The organism is Aquisalimonas asiatica (genome assembly GCF_900110585.1).
Taxonomy (GTDB): Bacteria; Pseudomonadota; Gammaproteobacteria; order Nitrococcales; family Aquisalimonadaceae; genus Aquisalimonas; species Aquisalimonas asiatica.
Genome location: NZ_FOEG01000001.1, coordinates 930,647 through 955,201, shown reverse-complemented (window position 1 = coordinate 955,201; position 24,555 = coordinate 930,647). Strand labels below are relative to the sequence as shown.

Here is a 24,555-nt window from a genome sequence, read left to right as displayed (position 1 = left end):
GATAAGTCAATAAAATCAAATGATTGTGCTCTTCCCTTGATGTTCTTCTTGCAATCGTTGCCTCAACCGGGTTAACGTCTCCGCAAATGTCTGCCAGAACAAGCGCCCGGGCCATGGCACGTCTGCTCACCCTGCTAATGCTGTTCGTTGTCTCCAGCACGCTGGTCGCCAGTCAGGTGCAGGTGGAGAACGTGCGCACGTCCGCGGGTTCCGAGCGCACCCGGGTGGTCTTCGACCTGAGCGGAGAAGTCGACCATCGCGTCTTCAATCTCAAGGATCCCGACCGGGTTGTCATCGACATCACCGGTGCTGCACTCTCCGATGCCTCCAGCATCAGCGACGCCGGCCTCGTCCAGCGTATGCGCAGTGCCGCCCGTGGCGAGGGGGATCTGCGCGTCGTGCTGGACACCGACGGCCCGGTGCGGACCCAGTCCTTTCTCGTGAGACCCAATGACCAGTACGGTCACCGGCTGGTTGTGGACCTGCATCCGGGCGAGGAGCGGGATGAGCCCGTGCGCACCGCCGAAGGCAGTGCCCAGCGCGATTTCGTGGTGGCCATCGATCCCGGCCATGGCGGCCGTGACCCCGGGGCGATCGGGCCTACGGGGCTCACCGAGAAGGAGGTGGTCCTCGAGGTCGGGCGCAAGCTCTACCACCTGCTGGACGAGGCGCCCGGGATCAAGCCACTGATGATTCGCGATTCGGACATCTACGTGCCGCTGTCCGAGCGCCGCGAGACGGCCCGGTCGAACAATGCGGACATCTTCGTCTCCCTGCATGCGGATGCCACCGAGAGCGGCGGCCCGCGTGGATCCTCGGTCTATACCCTGTCGCAGACCGGGGCGTCCTCCCAGGCGGCCAGTCTGCTGGCACAGCGTGAGAATGCGGCCGATCTTCTCGGTGATATCTCGTTGTCCGACAAGGACGACATGACCCGCTCCGTGCTGGTGGATCTCTCCCGGGGGGCGACCCTGGAGGCGAGTGTCGAACTGGCCGGCGATGTCCTTCACGAACTGGCGGGTGTCGGCCCCATCCACCGGGGTGATGTGGAACGCGCCGGGTTCGTGGTGCTGAAGTCCCTGGACATGCCCTCCGTGCTGGTGGAGCTTGCGTTCATATCCAACCCCGAAGAGGAGCGCCGTCTGAGAGAGGCGGACCATCAGTGGGATCTGGCGCGTGCCGTGGCCAGCGGTGTGAACAGCTACGCGGAGCGCCATCGGCCATCGGGGGCGCGCATGGCCTCAAGCGGGCGGGAATACGAGGTCCAGAGTGGCGATACGCTCAGCGGGATTGCCAGCGAGCACCGCGTCAGTGTCTCGGATCTGCGATCCGCCAACGACCTCAACGGGGACGTCCTGTCCGTGGGCACGACCCTGCGCATTCCGGAGTAATCGGCCGCCGGGGAGTCGGGCAAGGGTGGCCGGCGGTGTGCGGCGTGCGCCATAATGCCGGCGTCTTCCGCCAACGATGCCGTTTGCCACCGTCCATGTCTGCTTATCGTCCCATCAGGCCTCTTCCCGAGCAGCTCATCAACCAGATCGCCGCCGGTGAAGTGGTTGAGCGCCCCGCCTCCGTGGTCAAGGAGCTGGTGGAGAACAGTCTTGACGCGGGCGCCGACCGCATCGACGTGGATCTCGAGACCGGCGGCAAACGCCTGATTCGCATCCGTGACAACGGCCAGGGTATTCCGCGGGAGCAGCTGGCGCTGGCGCTGAGCCGGCATGCCACCAGCAAGATCGGTTCTCTGGATGAGCTCGAACGCGTTGGCAGCCTCGGGTTTCGCGGCGAGGCGTTGCCGAGCATTGCGTCGGTGTCACGCCTGCGGCTGACCTCCCGCGTGCGGGCCGATGAGCACGCATGGCAGGTGGAGACCGATGGTGACGAGGTGCCGCCGGAGCCCGCACCCGCCGCGCACCCCGAGGGCACGACCGTGGAGGTGCGAGATCTCTTCTTTAATACCCCGGGGCGTCGCAAGTTTCTCAAGGCGGACCGTACGGAACTCGGCCACATCCAGGAGCTGATCCGGCGGCTGGCGCTGGCGCGTTTCGATGTCAGCATTCACGTTCGCCACAACGACAAGCCCGGTCTGCAGGTGGCGGCCGCCCGGGACCAGGACGCCGCCGAGGAGCGGCTGGCGCGTCTGCTGGGGCGCGGGTTCGTCGAGCAGTCCCTGCGCGTTGATGTGGAGGCGGCAGGGCTGGCGCTTCGGGGCTGGGTCGCGCTGCCGACGTTTTCCCGGACCACCGCCGATCTCCAGTATCTGGTGGTCAACGGCCGCGTGGTGCGTGATCGCATGGCCTCCCACGCCATTCGCCGGGCCTACCAGGACGTCCTCTACAAGGATCGCTATCCCGCCTACGTGCTGTACATGGACGTGGACCCCGGCCAGGTGGACGTGAACGTGCATCCCGCCAAGCACGAGGTCCGGTTCCGCGATGGGCGACTGATCTACGATTTCCTGTTCCGTCACCTGCGGCAGGCGCTGGAGTCGGTCCGGCCCGAGGCCCCCGGTGGCGCTGCGGCGCCCGGTGCGCCGCCGTCTTCTGCTGATCGGGAGCTGCCGCGGAGCGGAGCTGCGGCACCGCCACCGCGTGCATCATCCGCGCCGGCGCCGCGCCAGGACGGCTTCGGGTTCGGTGTCCGGGAAGCGCAGGCGCTCTACGGCGCCACCGGCACACCCGATGTCCGGGAAGCGGGGATGGCATCCGCCGGCGCGGCGTCGAACGAGGCAGAGGGGGTGGACGACGGGGCGGCGGTTGAGGTACCCGGCGATCAGGGGCCACCGCTCGGTTACGCACTGGCGCAGATCCACGGGGTGTTCATTCTGGCGCAGAACGCCGATGGCGTCGTGCTGGTGGACATGCACGCGGCCCATGAGCGCATCGTGTACGAGCGGATGAAACAGCAACTGGCGGCGCAGGGGGTTTCGGCCCAGCCGCTGCTCGTCCCCGTCAGCGTTGCCGTGGCGCCGGCGGAGGCCGAGCTCGCGGAGCGGCATCACGACGCCTTCTCGCGCCTCGGGTTCGAGCTGGACCGGGCCGGCCCCGAAACCGTGCTGGTGCGACAGGTGCCGGCGCTGTTGCGCAATGCCGACGCCGGGGCACTGGTGGCCGATGTGCTTGCCGATCTGCGTGACTGCGACGATGCGTCACGGCTGGAGGCACGGTTGAATCACGTGCTTGGAACCATGGCCTGCCACGGGTCCGTGCGGGCCAACCGGCAGCTGACCCAGGCAGAGATGAACGCGCTGCTGCGGGACATGGAGAACACGCCCAACAGCGGCCAGTGCAACCATGGCCGACCCACCTGGACCCGGCTGGCCATGGCCGACCTGGACCGGCTCTTTCTGCGCGGGCAGTAATCCGTGGCCGCGCAAGCGCACCCCCTGATCTGCCTGATGGGCCCCACCGCGTCCGGGAAGACCGGGGCGGCACTGGCCCTTGCCCGGCGCTTCCCCGTGCACATCATCAGTGTCGACTCCGCACAGGTTTACCGGGGCATGGACATCGGCACGGCCAAGCCGTCACGGGAGGTGCTGGAGCGCGTGCCCCACGGGCTGGTCGATATCTGTGATCCGGCAGATGCCTACTCGGCGGCGCGGTTCTGCGAGGATGTGCCCGTGGAGGTGCGCAAGGCCCGGTCGGCGGGGCGGGTGCCACTCCTGGTGGGGGGCACCATGCTCTATTTCCGGGCACTGGAGCACGGTCTGGCCGATTTGCCAACCGCGGACGCGGAATTGCGCGAGCGCATGGAAGGGGAAGCGGCGGCACGGGGCTGGGATGCGCTGCACCGGGAGCTGGCGGCAGTCGACCCGGAGAGCGCGCGGCGGATTCACCCCAATGACACACAGCGCATCCAGCGGGCCCTGGAGATCTACCGGCTGAGTGGTTCGACCATGACCGCGTTGCTCGCCGATGTGCGGCGGCCGGAGCCGGTTGGAACGCTGGTGAAGTACGTGTTGGCACCGCCCCGGCGCGAGACGCTGAACGCCCGTATCGCGCAGCGTTTTGATGCCATGCTGGACAATGGTTTTGTCCAGGAAGTCGAAGCATTGCGCGCGCGGGGTGATCTCGGATTGAACCACCCGTCCATGCGCGCTGTCGGTTATCGGCAGGTCTGGCAATATCTCGACGGCGCGTTCGATCGGGCGCAACTGCGGGAAAACGGCATCGTGGCAACGCGTCAGTTCGCCAAACGGCAGGTGACGTGGCTGCGCAAGGAGACGGATGCCGTGTGGATGGACCCCGATCGGGATCCCGTGGTTGATCGGCTGACGCACGTGATCGAGAGTATGTCGTGAGGGGGTAACATCGCCGAAACGACGCAGTTGCCTGTGCTAGACTGGCTGCGGGTTTGCAAAGAGGCTCGAAGCGAAGGCGTCTACGCGTGAATCCGCGATAAGAACAAGTTCAACGGGAATTTGAAGGGGTCAAAAATGTCCAAGGGACAGTCGCTGCAGGAACCTTTTCTCAACGCGCTGCGAAAGGAACGGATTCCGGTGTCTATCTATCTGGTCAACGGTATCAAGCTGCAGGGGCAGATCGAGTCCTTTGACCAGTTCGTGGTTCTGCTGCGGAATACGGTGAACCAGATGGTCTACAAGCACGCGATTTCTACCATCGTACCTGCCCGGAACGTCAAACTTCCGCCGGCGGAGCAGGAGCGAGGCGCTTCGGATCTTGGTAACGCATGAAACACCTGGGGCGGTAGCCTCTGAACTCAAACTGTTTGATCGGCCCGGCGGTGGCGAGCGGGCGGTGCTGGTGCATCTCGACATGGAAGGGCGCGGCGTGGCCGACGCCCTGGACGAGTTGCACTCGCTCGCGGAGTCCGCCGGTGCCGATGTGGTCGATAGTTTCGTCAGCCGGCGCGACCGGCCCGATCCCCGGTACTTCATCGGCCGTGGCAAGGTCGACGAGCTGGCGGCACTGGTGGCGTCCGGCGAAGCAGACCTGGTGCTGCTCAATCATGCGCTGTCGCCGAGCCAGGAGCGTAACCTGGAGGCGGCGTTGCGCTGTCGCGTGCTTGACCGCACGGGGCTGATCCTGGACATCTTCGCCCAGCGTGCGCGCACCCACGAAGGCAAGCTGCAGGTGGAACTGGCGCAGCTCCGGCACGTGGCCTCGCGGCTCGTTCGCGGGTGGTCGCACCTGGAGCGCCAGAAGGGCGGCATCGGGCAGCGGGGCCCGGGTGAGACGCAGCTGGAGATGGACCGCCGCATGCTTGGCGTGCGCATCAAGCAGCTGGAGAAACGGCTTGCGCGGGTCCGCCAGCAGCGGGAGCAGGGGCGGCAGGCGCGCCGGAAGCAGGATGTGCCGACGATCTCGCTGGTGGGTTACACCAATGCCGGCAAGTCCACCCTGTTCAACCGCCTTACCGAGGCGGAAGTGTATGCCGACGATCGGCTGTTCGCGACCCTGGACACCACACTGCGACGGGTCAGCGTGGATAGCGGCGAGCACGTCATTCTTGCCGATACCGTCGGCTTCATCCGGGACCTGCCCCACCAGCTGGTGGCGGCGTTCCGGTCGACCCTGGAAGAGGCGACCGAGTCCCAGCTACTGCTGCACGTGGTGGATGCCAGTGAGGACGACCGCGACGGCAGCATCGAACAGGTCGATTCCGTTCTCGAGGCCATTGGCGCGAACGAGATCCCGACCATCCGCGTTTTCAACAAGATTGATCAGGCCGGGCGGGAGCCGGGTGTGGTCGTCGATCCGGAAACCGGGCTGACGGAAGTCTGGGTGTCCGCGCAGGACGGACGTGGCATGGACCTGCTGTTGACGGCCATTGCCGACGCCGTCGCCGCCGAGCGCGTGCAAGGCCGGCTCACGCTGGCTCCGGACCAGGGCCGGCTGCGTGCGCGGCTGTTCGACCTGGGGCGGGTCCTGGAGGAAGCCTGGACCGAAGACGGCGAACTGCTTCTGGATGTGGACATCCGCCGTCGCGATCTGGAGCGTCTGTACGAAAAGGAGGGCCTCACGGCCCCGCTGGAAGCCGCGGTGCCGTGATATGTTGCGGGGCAGCGTCGGAGATCATTACAATCCGTTTCGGTCTGTGGCCCGCCCGCATTCCAATAATTAATCCTGTCTACGGAGAACAGTATGTCCTGGAACGAACCCGGTCGTGGGAATCGGGACCCGTGGGGCGGCTCAGGGAATCAGGGGCCACCTGATCTCGACGAGGTGATCAAGAACGTCAAAGGCAAGTTCGGCGGCCTGTTCGGTGGCAAGGGCGGTTCCGGCGGGAACGGTGACAGCCAGGGGAACAGTGGCGACGGCTCGGGCCCGCCGGGCGTCAGCGGCACGGCCATTGGCGCCATTATCGGTGTTGCCGTTCTGGTCTGGCTTGCCTCCGGTATCTATATCGTCGACGAAGGCTGGCGTGGTATCGAGAAGCGCTTTGGCGCCTATCACCAGACAACCATGCCCGGGCCGCACTGGCGTCCGCCGCGACCCATCGGCACCGTCGAGCGGGTCAACGTCGAGGAGGTCCGGGTCTCCGAAGTGGGGTATCAGACCGGTGGCGGCGATCGCCGGCGGCACGTGCCGCGCGAGGCGCTGATGCTGACCCAGGACGAGAACATCGTCGACGTCCAGCTTGCCGTGCAGTACCAGGTGGAGGATCCGGCGAAGTACGTGTTCAACTTCCGTGACCCGGACCAGAGCCTCAAGGATGTGACCGAGAGCGCCCTGCGTGAGACGGTCGGCAAGCGGCGCATGGACTTCGTGCTCACGGAGGGGCGGACCGAAGTGGCCCAGGAGACCCGCCGCCTGCTCAGTGAGGCGATGGAAACCTACGGGACGGGGCTGCGCGTCGTGAGTGTGGACATGCAGGACGTCCAGCCGCCGGAAGAGGTGCAGTCGGCTTTCGAAGACGCCATCATGGCGCGCGAGGACGAGCAGCGGAAGATCAACCAGGCCAACGCCTACCGCAACGAAGTGATTCCGCGGGCCCAGGGTGAAGCGGCCCGGGTGCGCGAGGAAGCACAGGGGTATCGCGAGCAGGTGGTCGCCGAGGCGGAGGGTGAAAGCGCCCGCTTCCTGGCCGTGCTGCGTGAGTACGAGCAGGCGCCGGAGGTTACGCGCACCCGTCTGTACCTCAATACGGTGTCGGATATCTACTCCCGCAGCCAGAAAGTCTACATGACGGGCGATGCCGCGGACTCGCTGCTCTATCTGCCGCTGGACCGCATGGGTGACAGACAGTCGCGCAACCATGCCGAGCGGGATACGGGGCCGTTGGATCCCGACATTCTCGACCGCCGTCTGACCACGCAGGACCGGCAGCAGCCCAGCGGCTCCCGTAGTCGGGGCGACCTGCGTTCGCGGGAGGCCTATTAATGCAATCGTTGAAGTCAATTGGTGGCATCGTTCTGGGTGTTGCCCTGGTGGTGGGCTATTTCTCGGTGTTCACGGTGGACGAGACCGAGAAGGCGCTGATGTTCCGGCTGGGTGAAATCCAGCGTGCGGATTACGAGCCCGGGCTGCATTTCAAGATGCCGTTCGTCAACAATGTGCGGAAGTTCGACGCGCGCGTGCAGACCCTCGATGCCGAGCCGGAGCGCTATCTCACCGGTGAGCTCAAGAACCTCATCGTCGATGCTTTCGTGAAATGGCGCGTCTCCGACGTGCGCGAGTACTACACCACGGTGGGCGGCGACCCGGTCCGGGCCAATGCGCGCCTCAACGAAAACATCAAGGACGGGCTGCGAAGCGAGTTCGGTCGTCGCACCATCCAGGATGTGGTCTCCGGTGAACGGTCGCAGATCATGGACATCCTCAGCGAGGAGGCGAACAACTACGCCGCCAGCCTGGGAATCGAGGTGCTCGAGGTCAGGCTGAAGCGGGTGGACCTGCCGCCCAACGTCAGTGAGTCGGTGTTCCAGCGCATGGTGGCCGAGCGTGAGCGGGTCGCCCGCGACATCCGGGCCAGCGGTGACGAAGCCTCCGAGCGCATTCGCGCCGATGCGGACCGGCAACGCACCGTGCTGGTGGCCGAAGCGCGCCGGGATGGCGAAGAGCTGCGTGGTGAAGGTGAGGCCGAGGCGGCCGGTATCTTTGCCCAGGCCGCGGAGCAGGACCCGGAGTTCTTCAGCTTCATCCGCAGTCTGCGCGCCTACGATCGCGCCTTCCGGGGTGAAGACGACGTCCTCGTCCTGACGCCGGACAGTGATTTCTTCCGCTACCTGGAAGATCCAACGGGCGGTAATGGCGGTGACTGAACGGCCCGAGCCCCATGGCGGGCCGTTCAGCTGAAGACTGACAGCACTGTTGGAACCGGGCGGTTGGTATGACCGCCCGGCTTTTTTTGGAGTCGGCATGGCATCGTTCGAACTGTTCATGACGGCGATTGCCCTGGTCCTCATCGTCGAGGGCATTCTGCCGTTTCTCAGCCCGCGGCTGTTGCGGCGCTACCTTGAGCAGGTCCAGGCCATGGACGATCGCAGTCTGCGGCTCGGTGGCCTTGCCGCGATGCTGAGCGGCCTCGGGCTGTTGTACTTGTTTGGCGCATGAGGGAGCCTCCAGGGCCATGAAAGAAGCAGAATTTTCCCGGGCCAACCGCTGGCTCCTGCCCGACGGTGTGGACGAAGTCCTGCCGCCGCGTGCGGCGGCTCTGGAAGTCCTCCGGCGGGAGTTACTGGATGCCTGGCGGAACTGGGGGTACGAGCTGGTCATGCCTCCGGTCATCGAGTACCTGGACTCCCTGTTGATTGGCACCGGGCCGGATCTCGATCTGCAGACCTTCAAGCTCACCGATCAGCTTTCAGGCCGCATGATGGGCATCCGCGCCGACATGACACCCCAGGCCGCCCGGATCGATGCCCATCAGCTCAAGCGCTCCGGGCCCACGCGTCTGTGCTACCTCGGTACCGTGCTCAACACGCGCCCGGAAGGCCCCGGCCGCAGTCGCAACCCGGTGCAGCTCGGGGCGGAACTCTTCGGCCATGGCGGCGTGGAGAGCGACGTCGAAATCATCGCCCTGATGATGGAGACACTGCGCATTGCCGGGTTGCCCACGCCCCACCTGGATATCGGGCATGTGGGTATCTACCGGGCGCTGGCCAGCGAGGCCGGTCTGGACCTCGATACGGAGAACCGCCTCTTTGACTGCCTGCAGCGCAAGGCGGCCGGAGAGATCCGCGATCTGTTGGAGGGCGTGGCGCCGGGCCCGGCACGGGATCGGCTGGCCGCGCTCACGCACCTCAATGGCAGCGTGGAGGTGCTGGATCACGCGGGTGAGCAGCTCGCCGGCGCCGGCGAGAGTGTGCAGACCGCCCTGAGGCACTTGTGGGCACTGTCGTCCGCAGTCGAGCGGCAGATCCCCGAGGTGACCTTGCACTTCGATCTGGCGGAGTTGCGTGGGTACCGGTTCCACACCGGTGTCGTGTTTGCCGCCTTTGCACCCGGTTGCGGCCAGGAAGTGGCCAGGGGTGGACGTTACGATGGGATCGGCGAAGTCTTTGGTCGGCCCAGGTCGGCGACCGGTTTCAGTGCCGATCTCAAAAACCTGCTTGCGCTGAGTGAGCGGGAGCTTGAGCCCCGGCCTACGGGCATTCTGGCGCCGTGGGGGGACGCCAGTGATCTGATGACCGCGGTCAGGGAGCTGCGGGCGAACGGCGAGCGGGTTGTGGTCGAGCTTCCGGGGGCGACGGTGTCGCCGGAGGAGCTCGGCTGCGACCGGCAGCTTGTTGAAAGCAACGGCGCCTGGAAAGTGGTGCCGTTAACCGAGTGATTCGAATGCGGCCACACGCCGCTCACGGGCAACTGGAACGGACAGCATGGCAAACAATGTGGTGGTGATCGGCACCCAGTGGGGTGACGAAGGGAAGGGCAAAGTGGTTGATCTGCTGACGGAGCGCGCGGCTGCGGTTGTGCGCTTTCAGGGTGGTCACAACGCCGGGCACACACTGGTCATTGATGGTGAGAAGACCGTCCTGCACCTGATTCCGTCCGGAATCCTCCGTGAGGGGGTGCACTGTCTTATCGGCAACGGTGTGGTGCTGGATCCGGCGTCCCTGTTCCGCGAAATCGACACCCTGGAAGCTCGCGGCGTACCCGCCCGCGAGCGGCTGCGGGTGAGCCCGGCCTGTCCGGTGATCCTGCCTACCCATGTGGAGCTGGACAAGGCGCGCGAGAAGGCGCGTGGCAAGACTGCCATCGGCACCACGGGCCGGGGCATCGGGCCGGCGTACGAGGACAAGGTTGCGCGCCGGGGGATCCGCGTCGCGGATCTGCTGCGCCCCGAGGTGCTCGCACCGAAGCTCCGTGACCTGATCGCCTTCCACAACTTCGTGCTGGAACAGTATTTCGGCGAGCCGGCACAGCCGTTCGAGGCGGTCTACGACCAATGCCTGCAGCACGCCGAAATGCTGCGGCCGATGGTCGAGGACGTGATCAGCATTCTCCACGCCCACCGGCGGGCCGGGAATCGCATCATGTTCGAAGGCGCACAGGGTGCGCTGCTGGACATCGACCATGGCACCTACCCGTACGTGACGTCGTCCAACACCACCGCGGGTGGTGCGGCCTGCGGCACGGGCATGGGGCCGCGTGACATCGACTACGTCCTGGGCATCACCAAGGCCTATACCACGCGGGTCGGCGGCGGGCCGTTCCCCACCGAGCTGGATTGCGAGGTCGGGCGCCACCTGGCGGAGAAGGGCAACGAGTTCGGGGCCACTACCGGGCGTGCACGCCGCTGTGGCTGGTTCGACGCCGCGGCCTTGCGGCGCTCGGCGCAGGTGAACAGCATTTCCGGGCTCTGCATCACCAAGCTGGACGTGCTGGATGGCCTGGAGACCGTGCGCATCTGTGTTGGCTACCAGTGCGGCGGGCGGTGGCAGGACGTGCCGCCGCTGGGCGCGGAAGCCATGGCCGATTGCGAGCCGGAGTACATCGAATTGCCGGGCTGGAGTGGTTCCACGGCCGGGCTGACCTCGCTGGAGGCGCTGCCCGAGAACGCCCGTGCCTATCTCGACAAGCTGTCCGAACTGGTCGGCGTGCCCGTGGACATGATTTCCACCGGCCCGGATCGCAACGAGACAATCATGGTGCGCCATCCTTACGACGAGGATGTGGTCTGAACGGCGCGCCGCTGCCTGCAGCGTAGGGTGGACCTTCAGGTCCACCTTCGCGGCGGGACAGAGCTTGCCGCAGCCGTAGGGCGGACCTTCAGGCCCACCATCACACCGGAAAACGTTTCGCGGCCACAAACAAAAAAGGCGGCCGATTGGCCGCCTCTTTTGTTTGTGTCTGGTGCCCAGGAGAGGACTTGAACCTCCACGGGGTTGCCCCCACTAGCACCTGAAGCTAGCGCGTCTACCATTTCCGCCACCTGGGCCTTTCGCCGGGAACCAACCCGGGTCAGGGCGCGTACTTTACCGAGGGGGGTGGGGCCTGTCAACGGCCGCAAGGCGCCTTTTGCGTTGCATGGCTGTGGTGTTCGCGTATGCTCGTCCCGCAACGGTGCCACGCAGCTCTTGAGCACGCGTGAGCCGCCCCCACACAACGAACAGCCTCGTACGGAAACGGGGCCAACAGATGAGAACCGGAGTTAACCAGAGTTTATGACACGAAAGCGAAAGCAGGCTGATGCCGGCGTGGATCCTTACCGGGAACGCGAGGCACAGAAATACGACAACCCGGTGCCCAGTCGTGAGCACCTGATGACGTTCATTGCCGATCAGGCGCGTCCCCTCACGCGTGACGAACTGGCCCAGGCTCTCGGCCTGAGCGATCCCGATTCCCTCGAAGGGCTGCGCCGCCGGCTGATCGCCATGGAGCGTGACGGGCAGGTGGTGCGCAACCGTCGCCGCGGCTACGTGCTGGTGGATAATGAAGAGCTCGTGCGGGGCCGGGTGATCGGTCACCAGGACGGCTACGGCCAGCTTGCCCCGGATGTTGGGGGGGAGCGGATCTTCATTTCGCCCCGGGACATGCGCCTCGTCATGCACGGCGACCGCGCGGTGGTGCGCGTGACCGGCGTCAATCACGAGGGGCAGCCCTCGGGCATCCTCGTGGACGTTATCCAGCGCGCCAACAAGACCGTGGTGGGCCGTTTCTTCCAGGAGAGCGGCGTCGGTTTCGTGGTGCCCAGCAACAAGCGCATGCACCACGACATCATTGTGCCGTCCCAGTCCCAGCAGAATGCCGGCAATGGAGAGCTGGTGGTGGTGCAGATCACCCAGCAGCCCCAGGCCCGGCGCCAGCCCATTGGTGAGGTCATCCAGGTGCTCGGTGAGCACATCCGCCCCGGCACCGAGATCGAGACCGCCCAGCTGATCTACGGCATCCCGGTAGAGTGGCCGGAGGCGGTGACGAAGGAGCTGGAGCGGCTCCCGGATGAAGTGCCGGAGGCGGACAAGAAGGGTCGCAAGGATCTGCGCAACCTCCCTCTGATTACCATAGACGGCGCCGACGCCCGTGACTTCGACGATGCCGTCTACGCCGAACCGAAGCCGTCCGGCTGGCGGCTGGTGGTCGCCATCGCGGATGTCTCCCACTACGTCAAGCCCGGCTCGGCGCTGGACAAGGAGGCCCGTAACCGGGGCAACTCGGTGTACTTCCCCCGCAACGTGGTGCCGATGCTGCCGGAGAAGCTCTCCAACGGCCTGTGCTCGCTGAATCCCGACGTGGATCGCCTGTGCATGGTCTGCGACATGCTGATCACCACCGGCGGCGAGATCCGGCGGTCGACGTTCTATCGCGCGGTCATGCGCTCCCACGCGCGCATGATCTACGAGGACGTGGCGCGCATTCTCGTGGATCAGGACGAGGCCCTGCAGGCGAAGTACGCACCGATCCTGCCGCAGCTGGATCACCTCTACGGGGTTTATGAATCCCTGCGCAAGGCGCGCAACAGGCGCGGTGCCATCGATTTCGAGACCACGGAAACCCAGATTCTCTTCGATGATCACGGCTCCATCGCGGATATCCGGCCCACGGAGCGGACCGATGCGCACCGCCTGATCGAGGAGTGCATGCTGGCGGCGAACCAGGCCACGGCGCGGTATCTCCTCAAGCAGCGCTTGCCAACCCTGTTCCGCAATCACGATGGCCCGGACGAGGATCGCCTGGACAATCTCAACCGCTTCCTGGCGGAGACCGGACTGGCGCTCGGGGGCGGCGACGATCCGCAGCCGGCCGACTATGCCAAGCTGCTGCGCAGTGTACAGAACCGGCCTGATCGACACCTGATCCAGACCGTGATGCTCCGGTCGCTCCAGCAGGCGGTCTACCACCCGGTGAACAGCGGTCACTTCGGCCTGGCTATGGAAGAGTACGCGCACTTCACGTCACCGATCCGGCGGTATCCGGACCTGCTGGTCCATCGCGGTATTGCGCACGTGATCGAGGGCGGTAAGGGGACGACTTTCCCCGTGGGGCAGGATGAACTCCTGGGCCTCGGCGAGCAGTGCTCCATGACCGAGCGCCGTGCCGACGAGGCAACCCGGGATGCCGAGTCCATCCTCAAGTGCCAGTACATCCGTGACAAGGTGGGTCAGGAGTACGACGGCGTGGTGACGGGAGTCACCGGCTTCGGTCTGTTCGTGGAGCTGGACGGCCTGTACGTGGATGGTCTGGTGCACGTCACCCAGCTGGAGAACGACTTCTTCCGCTTCGATCCCATTGGCCACCACCTGACCGGGGAACGCACCGGGCGGGTGTACCGCCTGACAGACCGGGTGCGCGTCCGGATCGACAAGGTCGACCCCGACGAGCGCAAGGTCGATCTGGCCATGCTGGGTCCGCTGGATGCCAACGGCGAGCTGGCCGAACCGGTGACCGACGGTAGCAGGGGCGGTCGCAAGCCCGGCAAGGGCGGTAAAGGTGGCCCCGGCAAGCGTGATGGCGGCAAAGGGCGCCGGCGCCGCAGCGGGGGCAAGAAGCAGTGAAAGCCGGTGAGCTGATCCACGGCATGCATGCCGTGCGCGCCGCCCTGCGCTTCGACCCCACGGGTGTGGTCGAGGTCTGGGTGGAGCGCAATCGTCGGGATCAGCGCATGGGGCAGCTCCGGGACGAGCTCGCCCGCACCGGCGCACGCATCCAGGAGGTGCCCCGCCGGGAGCTGGACCGCCTCAGCGACGGTGCGTCTCACCAGGGTGTGGTCATCCGCTACCGTGGGCCCGAACCCCAGGGGCTTGATGCCCTCGAGGCGCGCCTGGATGCCATGGACGAGGCGCCGTTTCTGCTGGTTCTTGACCAGGTGCAGGACCCCCACAACCTGGGGGCGTGCATGCGCACCGCCGATGCCGCCGGGGTGCATGCCGTGATCGCGCCCCGGGACCGGGCGGTCGGGCTGACGGCCACGGTGCACAAGGTCGCGTCCGGAGCCACCGCGAACGTGCCGTTCTTTCAGGTCACCAACCTGGCGCGCACGCTGGACGCTCTCAAGAAGCGTGGCATCTGGCTGGTGGGGGCGGCTGAACAGGCGGAGCAGCCCCCCTGGGCCTTGGACCTCTCCGGCCCGCTGGGCATCGTCATGGGCGCGGAGGAGGACGGCCTTCGCCGCCTCACCCGCGAGGCCTGTGATTTTCTCACCCGTATTCCCATGGCCGGCAAGGTGTCGAGCCTGAACGTCTCCGTCGCCACCGGCGTGCTGCTCTACGAGGCGGTGCGCCAGCGATGAGGTCCGGGCCGTTGGCGGGTGGCTGCTTCCCAAGCGGGTGTACCTCACGTTATAATCCCGCGCTTGCCCGGGCGGCGCCCGGGCTTTCAGGGCCGCACTGGCCCGTCCCTGCCTTTCGGGGTCACGAAAGGCTTCTCCGGGGTTCGCCCCGAGTAACCACAGGGAGTTACCAATGAGGCATTACGAAGTCGTATTCATGGTCCATCCGGACCAGAGCGAACAGGTTCCGGCCATGACGGAGCGGTACCGCGGCATTATCGAGAATAATGGCGGTACGATTCATCGTCTTGAGGACTGGGGCCGTCGCCAGCTCGCCTACCCCATTCGCAAGCTCATCAAGGCGCACTACGTGATGTTCAACGTGGAGTGCGGCAAGGATGCGCTCGACGAACTGACCTCCACGTTTCGTTTCAACGATGCTGTCATCCGGCACTTCGTGCTCTCCCGCGACGAGGCCGTCACCGACGCTTCGCCGATGATGAAGGAGAAAGACGAAACCAGGGACCGTGGCCGCCGTGAGGACCGTCCGCGTGACGAGCAGCGTTCGGACGCGCCGGCGGAAGAAGCCCAGACCGAGGAAACTGCCGGCAGCGAAGCCGAGAGCTGAGCCTGGCGGGGAGTCTGCGGATGGGCAGTGATACCCAGCCGCCCTGGCCGGACAATCGTCTGGCATTGACGGGCCAGCTGCTGGACGATCCGCAAACCCGCATGACTCCCGCCGGTGTCCCTGTGAGCCGCTTCACCCTGGAACATGAATCGGGTCAACCGGAAGCCGGCCAGCATCGCGAGGTGCGGTTCCGCATTGCCGTTCATGCCAGAGGGCAGGCGCTGCAGGATGTGATCGGCAGGTTGCGGGCGGGGAGCCCGGTCCGGGTGCTCGGTTATCTCGGGCGCTCCGGGCACCGTCCCGAACAGCATCGGCTGGTGGTCTTCGCGAGGCGAATCCAGCCGCTAACGAATGAAACGCAAGGAGTCGAGTAATGGCACGTTTTTTCCGTCGCCGTAAGTATTGCCGCTTTACCGCCGAAGGCGTGAAGGAGATCGATTACAAGGATCTCGCCACGCTGCGGAATTACGTCACCGAAACGGGCAAGATCGTCCCGAGCCGGATCACCGGCACGAGCGCCCGGTACCAGCGGCAGCTGGCGCGCGCCATCAAGCGGGCACGCTATCTGTCCCTGCTGCCGTACACGGATCGCCACTAACAGTCCGGGCGCGCATCGCGGGGCGGTTCCGTGAAACCGGTGCTGGCGTTCATCATGCAGGGCCGGTGGCAGCCGCTGCTGGTCATGGTCGCGGCGACGCTGCTGCCGCTGCTTGCCTGGCTGGGCGGTGCCGTTCTCGCGCTGGTCACGCTCCGGCGTGGAGCAGCGGAGGGTGGTCTGGTCATGGCGGGCGCTGCGCTGGCCATGGGCACCGCCTTTGCCGCCATGGGCGTGAACCCCATGGTCTCCGTGGGCGGGCTGCTGGAATACTGGCTGCCGGTGTTCGTGCTCGCCGTGGTCCTGAGGGCCACGGTGTCGCTGCCGCTGACCGTGCTTGTCAGTGCCGGATTGGGCGGTGTTGCCCTGGCAGTCTGGTACGCCGTGGTGCAGGACCCGGCCGCCTTCTGGGCGCGCTCGCTCGACGGGATGTTCGAGGGAGAGGAGGGGGTGGATCTGATCCGCTCGCTCAGCCCGGTGATGTCCGGGTTCTGGATTCTCGGGCTGTGGACCCTGTCGCTGGGCAGTCTGTTGCTGGCTCGCTGGTGGCAGGCGGTCCTGTACAATCCCGGGGGATTCCGTGAGGAATTCCACGGGTTGCGGCTGGACTGGCGGTTCGCGGCCGCGACGCTGGTCGTCATGCTGCTGGCGACATTCACGGGCCCGGGGCTGGTTTACGACCTGTCCCTGCTGGTGTCCGGGGTGTTTGCGGTACAGGCGCTGGCGGTGGCGCACTGCGTGGCGCACGCGCGGGGCTGGCACTGGATGATGCTGGTGCCCGTGTATGGATTGATGCCGTTTCTGTTCAAGCTGTACGCCCTACTGGGTATTCTTGATACCTGGTTTGATCTGCGGCAACGCCTGATCAGGGAAAACGGTGGGTGAGCCGGCTGGGCCGGTTCGGGCTTTGAAAATCATTGGGGTTGGAACGATGGAAGTCATTCTCCTGGAAAGGGTAGAGAACCTGGGTAACCTGGGTGACAAGGTCACTGTGCGGCCCGGCTACGGCCGCAATTTCCTGGTGCCGCATGGCAAGGCAAAGCCGGCGACGCCGGAGAACATCAAGTATTTCGAAGAGCGTCGCGCAGAGCTCGAGAAGGCTGCTGCAGACGCGTTGGCCGCTGCCCAGGCGCGCCGCGACAAGGTGGCCGAAGTGACGCTGACCATCGCCGCGAAGTCGGGTGACGAAGGCAAACTGTTCGGCTCGGTTGGCCCGGCGGATATTGCCGATGCCGCGGAGCAGGCCGGGCTGGAGCTCGCCAAGCACGAGGTGCGCATGCCCGAGGGGCCGATCCGCGTCGTGGGCGAGTACGATGTGGATGTGCATCTGTACACCGACGTCGACACCACCGTGCGCGTCGTGGTGGAGAGCACCTGAGGGTGTGGCTCCGGCCCCGGGGGCCGCGGCCACGGGTCGCGGGCGCCGGGGTGGTGCAGTATCGGGTTACGGCCGGGGGCACCCGGTAACCGGTTCCGGATGAGGGGTGGCGGGTTACTCCATGGCTGAATCGAATCCCGCGCAAGAGCTGGACATCTCCGCCCTGAAAGTGCCTCCGCACTCGCTGGAGGCGGAACAGGCCGTCCTTGGCGGGCTGATGGTCGATAACGAGGCCTGGGACAACGTCGCCGACCGGGTCAGCGAAGACGATTTCTACCGTCACGACCACCGTCTCATCTTCCGCGCACTGGGAGCGCTTGCCGAGCAGCAGCGTCCCATGGACGTGGTGACCCTCGCCGAGGCGTTGCGCACATCCAACGAACTCGATGATGCGGGCGGCATGGGGTATCTGGGCAGCATCGCGGCGGAGACCCCCAGCGCCGCCAACATTGCCGCGTATGCAGACATCGTGCGCGAGCGATCCATTCTCCGGCAGATGATCCGCGCGGGCACGGAGGTGGTGAGTTCGGCGTTCAAGCCGGATGGTCGTGAAAGCAAGGACCTGCTGGAAGAGGCCGAGCGCCTGATCTTCCAGATCGCGGAGACCAGCGGGCGTTTTCAGCAGGGGTTTGTCGGCGTCCGCGATATCCTGCCAACGGTTGTTGAGCGCATCGACACGCTCTATCACCAGGATGGCAGCGTGACCGGTGTGCCCACCGGGTTTACCGACTTCGATCACATGACCTCCGGGCTGCAGGGCGGCGATCTGGTCATCGTTGCCGCGCGGCCCTCCATGGGCAAGACCACCTTCGCCATGAACATCGCCGAGCACGTGGCCCTGAAGGACGACGCGCCGGTGGCGGTGTTCAGCATGGAAATGCCCGGCGATGCACTGGCCATGCGCATGCTCTCGTCCCTCGGCCGCGTCGAGCTGCAGAAGATCCGCACCGGTAATCTTGACGACGACGACTGGCCACGGCTGACCTCGACCATGAGCCTGCTCTCCGAAGCCAGGCTGTTCATCGACGACTCCCCCGGGCTCTCCCCCCAGGAAATGCGGGCGCGGGCGCGCCGGCTGAAGCGCGAGCACGGCCTGTCCATGATCATGGTGGACTACCTGCAGCTGATGCAACTGCCCGGGTTCAAGGAGAACCGGACCGCGGAGATCTCCCAGATTTCCCGTGGTCTCAAGGCCATGGCCAAGGAGCTGGATGTGCCGGTGATCGCACTGTCCCAGCTGAACCGCTCCCTGGAGCAGCGCCCCAACAAGCGCCCCGTCATGTCGGATCTCCGCGAGTCCGGTGCCATCGAGCAGGATGCGGACGTCATCGTGTTCATCTACCGCGACGAGGTGTACAACGAGGACAGTCCGGACAAGGGCAGCGCCGAGATCATCATCGGCAAGCAGCGTAACGGCCCCATCGGCACCTGCAGGCTGACATTTCTTGGCCAGTACACGCGCTTCGAGAACTATATTCACGACGTCTACGGGGGCGAGGGCTGGCAGTGAGCCGGAACACGCGGGCGGTCATCAGCGTTGCTGCGTTGCGCCACAACCTGGCCGTGGCCAGGGAGGCGGCCGGCGGGGCGCGGGTGATGGCAGTGATCAAGGCCAACGGCTATGGCCACGGTCTGCTCCGGGTGGCCCATGCGCTGCGCCACGCCGACGCCTTCGCGGTGACCTCTCTGGAAGAGGCGATTCCCTTGCGCGAGGCGGGGTTTGCCCACCCGATCCTGTTGCTCGAGGGGCCGTTCGAGCCCAACGAGATCCAGCTGGTGAGCCGGTATCGCCTGGACATGGCCGTACACTCGGACTGGCAGATCAGCGTCCTCCAGGGCGCACGGTTGACGCGGCCGGTGAACGTCTGGCTCAAGGTGGATTCCGGCATGCACCGGCTGGGTCTGCCGCTTGATGCGGTTCGTGATGCCCACGAACGGTTGTCCGGGCTGTCCGGCGTGTCGCCCCATCTGCGGATGATGACCCACCTGGCGGAAGCGGATGACCCCCATTCCGGGGCAACGCCGCGGCAGTGCCGTGCGTTTGCCGACACGGTCGCAGGCCTGCGGGGTGAACGCTCCCTGGCCAACTCGGCCGGGCTGCTCGGCTGGCCCGACACCCGCGCTGACTGGGTGCGCCCCGGCATCATGCTGTACGGGGCGTCGCCGTTCGGAGCAGGCTCTTCACTGCACGCCCCCCTGCGACCGGCGATGACGCTCACGACCCGCATCAACGCTATCTACCAGCACCGCGCGGGCGATGCCATCGGCTACGGCGGCACCTGGACCTGTCCCGAGGACATGCCGGTGGCGGTGGCCGCCATCGGTTATGGTGACGGCTATCCCCGCCACGCCCCTTCCGGCACACCCGTCCTCGTCAACGGTGAGCGGGTGCAGCTCATTGGCCGGGTCTCCATGGACATGATCTGCCTGGATCTGCGCGGCCTGAGCGAACCCGCCGAGGTGGGGGACACCGTGACCCTGTGGGGGGACGGCCTGCCGGCGGAAGAAGTGGCCGAGCATGCGGGGACCATTGCCTATGAACTGTTCTGCACCGTGACCCAGCGGGTGCATTTCCAGGAAGAACGGGACCCCCATGGCGCGGACGAAGACTGAATACAGCTGCACGGCCTGCGGGGCGACCACCCCGAAGTGGTCGGGGCAATGTCCCGAGTGCGGCGCCTGGAATACGCTCGAGGAGATCGTGCGGGCGCCCGAGCGCCCGGGGCAGCCCACGGGGGCGCGGCAGTATGCCGGAGACGCCGGCGTCACCACGCTCGGCCAGGTGGCGCTGTCGGAGGAGGCGCGTTTCTCCACCGGTCTGCAGGAGCTGGACCGGGTCCTCGGTGGTGGTCTCGTGCACGGCGGCGCCGTGCTCCTGGGGGGCGATCCCGGCATTGGCAAGTCCACGCTGCTGCTGCAGACCATGGCGCATCTCGCGTCCCGCGACAGTGTGCTCTACGTCACCGGTGAAGAGTCACTGCGCCAGGTGGCATTGCGCGCCTCCCGGCTGGGCGTGGCCGCCGACGCCCTCGAGGTGCTGGCCGAAACCTGCGTGGAGGCCATCCTCGAGCACGCCAGGCAGCGCCGCCCGCGGGTGCTGGTGGTGGACTCCATCCAGACCGTCTTCACCGAAGCGCTGCAGTCCGCGCCGGGCGCGGTCGCCCAGGTGCGCGAGAGCGCCGCGCGGCTGATCCGCTACGCCAAGCAGACGGAGACCAGTGTCTTTCTGGTCGGCCACGTCACCAAGGATGGCCAGCTCGCGGGCCCGCGGGTTCTGGAGCACATGGTCGACACCGTGCTGTACTTCGAGAGTGAGGGCGGGAGTCGCTTTCGGCTGCTGCGTGCGGTCAAGAACCGCTTCGGGGCGGCGAACGAGCTGGGCGTGTTCGCCATGGACGAAAGCGGCCTCAAGCAGGTCAAGAACCCGTCGGCCATCTTTCTCTCCCGGCACAGCGAGCCTGTGAGCGGCAGCGCCATCATGGTGACCCGCGAGGGCAGTCGGCCGCTGTTGGTGGAGGTCCAGGCGCTGGTGGCGGAGAGTCCGTCGTCGACGCCGCGCCGGGTTGCCGTGGGTCTCGACGGCAACCGGCTGGCCATGCTCCTGGCCGTGCTGCTACGCCACGGCGGCGTCATGACGGGGGATCAGGATGTGTTCCTGAATGTGGTCGGCGGTGTGCGTGTGGCCGAGACGGCCAGCGACCTGCCGGTGCTGCTGGCGGCGCTCTCCAGCCTCCGTGACCGCCCGCTGGCTTCGGATTGCGTGGTTTTCGGCGAGGTGGGGCTGGCGGGGGAAATCCGGCCGGTTCCCAATGGTGAGGAGCGGCTGGGCGAGGCGGTGAAGCACGGCTTCCGGCGCGCCGTGGTTCCGGCCAAGAACGCGCCTCGTGGTCGTCAGGCCGTCAACGGTCTGGAGGTCATTCCGGTCGAGCGCCTGCAGGAGGCCATGGAGGCGGTGTTCAGCCGCTGATGGAGACGGCGTGTCAGGATGAAGCGTGGCCCTCGTCGGCCATTTCGGCGAGCTCTCGCCGCAGTATGTCCGCGTCGCCGAGGTTGAGTTCCACCAGGCGCCGCAGGTGCCCCATGCTCTCGATATCGATGTGCGTGCAGTGGAAGCCCACGCGCTGATCGCGGCGGTGCGCAGCCTCCAGGGTCATCTCGATGTGGAGCTCGTCGGTCAGGGGGATGTCGAGCCGGCACTGTTCAGCATCGGAGACGGTGCCGGTTTCCGGTAGCAGGACCAGAACGCCCTTCAGGGAGATGTCCACGATCCGCACATCCAGTGTGTCCGCCGCGGTATTCAGCCGTGCCGGGCTGTCGAACTGAATCCGGCTGAACTGCCGTCTTTCTGTGGAAGGTGCCATTCGGGGTCTCTCGCCGCTGGTTTTCACTGCTACCTTAGCACCGCTGCGTGGTGGCGGCGACGTGCTGCCTCAGATCGGGTCTCGCGCCTCGGCGGCTTCCAGCGTGTTCGAGAGCAGGGTGGCGACCGTCATGGGCCCCACGCCACCGGGCACCGGCGTGATCCAGCCGGCCCGCCGGCTGGCGGTGTCGAAATCGACGTCGCCGGTCAGTTTCCCGGAGTCCAGCCGGTTGATGCCCACGTCCACGACCACGGCACCTTCCTGGATCCAGTCGCCCGGCACGAATCCCGGGCGACCGACCGCGGCGACCAGCACGTCGGCGTTACGGATCTTTGTCTCCAGGTCGCGTGTGCGACTATGGCAGATGGTGACCGTGCACCGTGCGTTGAGCAGCTCCAGCGCCATGGGGCGACCGACGATGGTGGATTGCCCCAGAACCACGGCGTCCTTGCCGGGCAGGGAGACGCCGGCGTCCTCCAGCAACGTCATCACGCCGCGGGGCGTGCACGAGCGCAGCCCGGGCAGCTTCAGGGCCAGGCGCCCCATGTTCACCGGGTGGAACCCGTCCACGTCCTTCGCCGGGTCGATCCGGTCGATGACGCGCTGGGCATCGATCTGCGGTGGCAGCGGGAGCTGCACCAGAATGCCGTCAATGGACGGGTCCGCGTTGAGGGCGTCGATCAGCTCAAGGAGCGATTCCTCGCCCGTGGTCGCGGAAAGGTCGTAAGCGTAAGACGTGATGCCGACCTCTTCGCATTGCGCCCGCTTCTTGCTGACATACACCTGGGATGCCGGGTTGTCCCCGACCAGAATGACCGCCAGCCCCGGTTCGCGCCCTCCTGCTCCGGTACGCCGGGCAACGCCGGCGGCAACGGATTGACGTAGTCGAAGGGCAGCGGCCTTACCGTCGAGGATTTCTGCGGTCATTGGGCTGTTGTGGCTCCGTGTGAGTCGAGGCGGTCAGGATGGTCGGAGATTCTCGCACGCGGCATTCGAAAGCGACAAGCGTACAATTGACGCACCGATGCCGGCTGCGTATCATTCTTCGCTCCGCAGCCGGGATGTCGTTCGGGGCTGATTGGAGCGACTCTTCGGGGTGTGGCGCAGCCTGGTAGCGCGCCTGCTTTGGGAGCAGGAAGTCGGGGGTTCGAATCCCTCCACCCCGACCATGACTCTCGCGCCAGGTCATGACAGGATGTAACCGAGCGCCCGTAGCTCAACCGGATAGAGCATCGGCCTTCTAAGCCGAGGGTTGCAGGTTCAAGTCCTGCCGGGCGCGCCAGTCCGGTCGGCAATGCGGACAAGTCGGTAACAATGGTGGGCGTAGCTCAGTTGGTAGAGCCCTGGATTGTGATTCCAGTCGTCGTGGGTTCGAGTCCCATCGTCCACCCCACTTCTTTCGTCTCGGGCCGTTAGCTCAATTGGTAGAGCAGCTGACTCTTAATCAGTAGGTTCTAGGTTCGAGTCCTAGACGGCCCACCAGGATTCCGTTGAGAGCCAGGCGCCCGCCTGGCTTTTCTTTTCCCTCCGCGCCACGCTATTGTGGTCTGGTTGCCACGCAACGATGTGTTGCTGCCTGGCAACGGTCTTCTCTGGCCGGGGCGTCCGGTTCAGGGCTGAACGTAACTCGAATGCCCTCGCGTTCCCTGAGGGGCCGGAGTACTGCGGTCCTGGGCGTCGCGGGATATCGCGTCTCGATGACCGAACGGATCCAGCCCAGGGTGCTCCGCCAATGATCCCGACTTATCTCTTGCGTCCCTATTGTTGCGGAAAGGCAACGGTGGCCGTGCTGTTCCTGATTGCCGTGCTCGCTCTTGGCGGTTGCGAGGTCGAGTCGGAAGAGGAGTCGGATACGGAGGTGGCGCCGCCCGAGGTTCCCGTCCGCGAGGTTGAGCGGGAGCCCGTTTCGGTCGAAAGGACCTACACGGGGCGTACTTTCGGCGCCAGACAGGTCAACATTCGCGCCCGCGTCGACGGGTTGCTGGATCGGCGTGGGTACGCCGAAGGCTCCATCGTCGAAGAAGGCGCGGAGCTGTTCCGTATCGACCCGTCCCCCTACGAGGTGATCGTGCAGAGCGCGGAAGCGGAGCTGGAGCGTGCCGAGGCCGAGCAGCGGCAGGCGGAGCGCGAGTGGCAGCGGGTCTCCGATCTCTACGACGACGACGCCGCCAGTGCCCGGGAGCGTGATGAGGCGCAGTCCGAGCTGGAGCTGGCCGGCGCCGGGGTGGCCCTGGCCGAGGCGGAGCTTGCCGAAGCGCGGATCGACCTGGACTTCACTGTGGTCGAGGCGCCCATGCGGGGCGTTGCCGGGATGGAGGAGTCGCCGGAGGGCAGCTTGATCGATGCAGGTGACCTGCTGACGACGGTGACCCAGCTCGACCCCATTCATGTGCGCTTTGCGATTCCGGAAGGCCACATGAGCGCTTACGGAGCGCAGATTCGCAGCGGCACCGGGATTACCGTCGTCCTGCGCAATCGGGACGGCAACGAATACAGCGAACACGGGCGGATTGACTACACGGAGGCGTCCGTCGACCCCGACACCGGGACCGTGGACGCCCGCGCCGTGTTCCCGAATCCGAACGAAGAGCTGATGCCCGGTCAGTTCGTCCGGCTGGCTGTGTCCGGCCTCCACGCCGGCTGGGGATTCCGGATACCCCATGCCGGCCTGGTGGATGACCAGGACGGGCCGGCGCTCTACCTGCTTGATGACGACGATCGGCTCAGGAAGCGGCACATCACGGTCGGGCTGGACCTTGGCGACGACTTCCTCGTGACCGATGGTCTTGAAGACGGGGACCGCGTGATCGTGGGCGGAATCGCCGACCTCGAAGAGGGGGACCGCGTCGATCCGCAGCCGTCCCCGCGGGATGAAGACGATGATCCGCGGGACGTGCTCGGTGTCCTGCCGCCAGCGGATGAAGACCTCTCCGAAGAGGAGCTGGAGGACGACGAGGACGACGAGGACGACGAGGACGACGAG

The 24,555-nt window shown here is 66.1% G+C and carries 23 protein-coding genes and 5 tRNA genes; 25 read left to right on the top strand and 3 right to left on the bottom strand.

The genetic code is table 11. The features are described from left to right. Positions 1-86 precede the first annotated feature (86 nt). The 10 genes from BMZ02_RS04480 to BMZ02_RS04435 all read left to right on the top strand — a co-directional run bounded on the left by BMZ02_RS04480 (position 87) and on the right by BMZ02_RS04435 (position 11,086). Positions 87-1,391 (top strand): N-acetylmuramoyl-L-alanine amidase, encoded by a 1,305-nt coding sequence (locus tag BMZ02_RS04480; protein ID WP_245753931.1) that lies wholly within the window; start codon positions 87-89, stop codon positions 1,389-1,391. 95 nt (positions 1,392-1,486) lie between these two features. Further along, positions 1,487-3,361, top strand: a complete 1,875-nt coding sequence (gene mutL / locus BMZ02_RS04475) for a DNA mismatch repair endonuclease MutL (protein ID WP_091640230.1) — start codon at positions 1,487-1,489, stop codon at positions 3,359-3,361. Between the two features lie 36 nt (positions 3,362-3,397). Next, positions 3,398-4,300: a tRNA (adenosine(37)-N6)-dimethylallyltransferase MiaA gene (gene miaA / locus BMZ02_RS04470; protein ID WP_091640228.1), complete on the top strand. Its 903-nt coding sequence runs from the start codon at positions 3,398-3,400 to the stop codon at positions 4,298-4,300. 135 nt (positions 4,301-4,435) lie between these two features. Then, complete coding sequence (gene hfq / locus BMZ02_RS04465; RefSeq protein WP_091640226.1) at positions 4,436-4,693, top strand: RNA chaperone Hfq; 258 nt, start codon at positions 4,436-4,438, stop codon at positions 4,691-4,693. A 31-nt stretch (positions 4,694-4,724) separates the two neighbouring features. Then, positions 4,725-6,011 carry a ribosome rescue GTPase HflX gene (hflX, locus tag BMZ02_RS04460; RefSeq protein WP_091640425.1) on the top strand — a complete coding sequence of 429 codons (1,287 nt, stop codon included), beginning with the start codon at positions 4,725-4,727 and terminating at the stop codon, positions 6,009-6,011. Between the two features lie 93 nt (positions 6,012-6,104). Further along, positions 6,105-7,343, top strand: a complete 1,239-nt coding sequence (hflK, locus tag BMZ02_RS04455; RefSeq protein ID WP_091640224.1) for an FtsH protease activity modulator HflK — start codon at positions 6,105-6,107, stop codon at positions 7,341-7,343. Next, on the top strand, positions 7,343-8,224 hold the full coding sequence (gene hflC, locus BMZ02_RS04450) for a protease modulator HflC (RefSeq protein WP_171909803.1): 882 nt from the start codon (positions 7,343-7,345) through the stop codon (positions 8,222-8,224). The genes hflK and hflC overlap by 1 nt, the downstream gene beginning before the upstream one ends. Before the next feature lie 97 nt (positions 8,225-8,321). Continuing rightward, positions 8,322-8,516, top strand: a complete 195-nt coding sequence (locus tag BMZ02_RS04445; protein ID WP_091640223.1) for a DUF2065 domain-containing protein — start codon at positions 8,322-8,324, stop codon at positions 8,514-8,516. A 16-nt stretch (positions 8,517-8,532) separates the two neighbouring features. Then, positions 8,533-9,735 carry an ATP phosphoribosyltransferase regulatory subunit gene (locus BMZ02_RS04440; RefSeq protein WP_091640221.1) on the top strand — a complete coding sequence of 401 codons (1,203 nt, stop codon included), beginning with the start codon at positions 8,533-8,535 and terminating at the stop codon, positions 9,733-9,735. 46 nt (positions 9,736-9,781) lie between these two features. Beyond that, positions 9,782-11,086, top strand: a complete 1,305-nt coding sequence (locus BMZ02_RS04435) for an adenylosuccinate synthase (RefSeq protein WP_091640220.1) — start codon at positions 9,782-9,784, stop codon at positions 11,084-11,086. A gap of 170 nt (positions 11,087-11,256) precedes the next feature. Here BMZ02_RS04435 and BMZ02_RS04430 read toward each other — a convergent pair. Then, positions 11,257-11,343 (bottom strand) — tRNA-Leu (locus BMZ02_RS04430). 226 nt (positions 11,344-11,569) lie between these two features. Here BMZ02_RS04430 and rnr point away from each other — a divergent pair. The 10 genes from rnr (at position 11,570) to radA (ending at position 21,178) form a co-directional block, all read left to right on the top strand. Beyond that, positions 11,570-13,897 carry a ribonuclease R gene (gene rnr, locus BMZ02_RS04425; protein ID WP_091640218.1) on the top strand — a complete coding sequence of 776 codons (2,328 nt, stop codon included), beginning with the start codon at positions 11,570-11,572 and terminating at the stop codon, positions 13,895-13,897. Continuing rightward, positions 13,894-14,631, top strand: coding sequence for a 23S rRNA (guanosine(2251)-2'-O)-methyltransferase RlmB (gene rlmB / locus BMZ02_RS04420; protein WP_245753928.1), 738 nt, complete (start codon positions 13,894-13,896; stop codon positions 14,629-14,631). The genes rnr and rlmB overlap by 4 nt, the downstream gene beginning before the upstream one ends. A 172-nt stretch (positions 14,632-14,803) precedes the next feature. Then, positions 14,804-15,238, top strand: coding sequence for a 30S ribosomal protein S6 (gene rpsF, locus BMZ02_RS04415; RefSeq protein ID WP_091640216.1), 435 nt, complete (start codon positions 14,804-14,806; stop codon positions 15,236-15,238). Positions 15,239-15,258: 20 nt separating this feature from the next. Next, a complete protein-coding gene (gene priB / locus BMZ02_RS04410) occupies positions 15,259-15,612 on the top strand; it encodes a primosomal replication protein N (protein WP_091640215.1) in 354 nt (117 codons plus the stop codon). Next, positions 15,612-15,836: a 30S ribosomal protein S18 gene (gene rpsR, locus BMZ02_RS04405; protein ID WP_091640213.1), complete on the top strand. Its 225-nt coding sequence runs from the start codon at positions 15,612-15,614 to the stop codon at positions 15,834-15,836. Before priB ends, rpsR begins: the two co-directional genes overlap by 1 nt. A 30-nt stretch (positions 15,837-15,866) precedes the next feature. Further along, a complete protein-coding gene (locus BMZ02_RS04400; protein ID WP_091640211.1) occupies positions 15,867-16,718 on the top strand; it encodes a YybS family protein in 852 nt (283 codons plus the stop codon). 46 nt (positions 16,719-16,764) lie between these two features. Continuing rightward, a complete protein-coding gene (gene rplI, locus BMZ02_RS04395) occupies positions 16,765-17,211 on the top strand; it encodes a 50S ribosomal protein L9 (protein ID WP_091640209.1) in 447 nt (148 codons plus the stop codon). A gap of 121 nt (positions 17,212-17,332) precedes the next feature. Next, positions 17,333-18,721 (top strand): replicative DNA helicase, encoded by a 1,389-nt coding sequence (dnaB, locus tag BMZ02_RS04390; RefSeq protein WP_091640420.1) that lies wholly within the window; start codon positions 17,333-17,335, stop codon positions 18,719-18,721. Then, entirely contained in the window at positions 18,718-19,824 is a 1,107-nt protein-coding gene (gene alr, locus BMZ02_RS04385) for an alanine racemase (RefSeq protein WP_091640208.1), read from the top strand. Before dnaB ends, alr begins: the two co-directional genes overlap by 4 nt. Beyond that, on the top strand, positions 19,805-21,178 hold the full coding sequence (radA, locus tag BMZ02_RS04380; RefSeq protein WP_091640206.1) for a DNA repair protein RadA: 1,374 nt from the start codon (positions 19,805-19,807) through the stop codon (positions 21,176-21,178). Before alr ends, radA begins: the two co-directional genes overlap by 20 nt. 13 nt (positions 21,179-21,191) lie before the next feature. Here radA and BMZ02_RS04375 read toward each other — a convergent pair whose 3' ends face one another. Together BMZ02_RS04375 and folD are read right to left on the bottom strand one after the other, a co-directional pair. Then, positions 21,192-21,572, bottom strand: coding sequence for a PilZ domain-containing protein (locus tag BMZ02_RS04375; protein ID WP_091640205.1), 381 nt, complete (start codon positions 21,570-21,572; stop codon positions 21,192-21,194). 69 nt (positions 21,573-21,641) lie between these two features. After that, complete coding sequence (gene folD, locus BMZ02_RS04370; RefSeq protein WP_091640203.1) at positions 21,642-22,499, bottom strand: bifunctional methylenetetrahydrofolate dehydrogenase/methenyltetrahydrofolate cyclohydrolase FolD; 858 nt, start codon at positions 22,497-22,499, stop codon at positions 21,642-21,644. A gap of 165 nt (positions 22,500-22,664) precedes the next feature. Between folD and BMZ02_RS04365 the strand changes: the two genes are divergently transcribed. From BMZ02_RS04365 to BMZ02_RS04345, 5 genes are all read left to right on the top strand, one after another. Continuing rightward, a tRNA-Pro gene (locus BMZ02_RS04365) sits at positions 22,665-22,741 on the top strand. A gap of 36 nt (positions 22,742-22,777) precedes the next feature. After that, positions 22,778-22,854 (top strand) — tRNA-Arg (locus tag BMZ02_RS04360). 35 nt (positions 22,855-22,889) lie between these two features. Beyond that, positions 22,890-22,965 (top strand) — tRNA-His (locus tag BMZ02_RS04355). Between the two features lie 13 nt (positions 22,966-22,978). Beyond that, positions 22,979-23,054: transfer RNA gene (locus tag BMZ02_RS04350), tRNA-Lys, on the top strand. 298 nt (positions 23,055-23,352) lie between these two features. Continuing rightward, positions 23,353-24,555: efflux RND transporter periplasmic adaptor subunit (locus BMZ02_RS04345; protein ID WP_245753927.1), on the top strand; the 1,203-nt coding region annotated here is incomplete at its 3' end.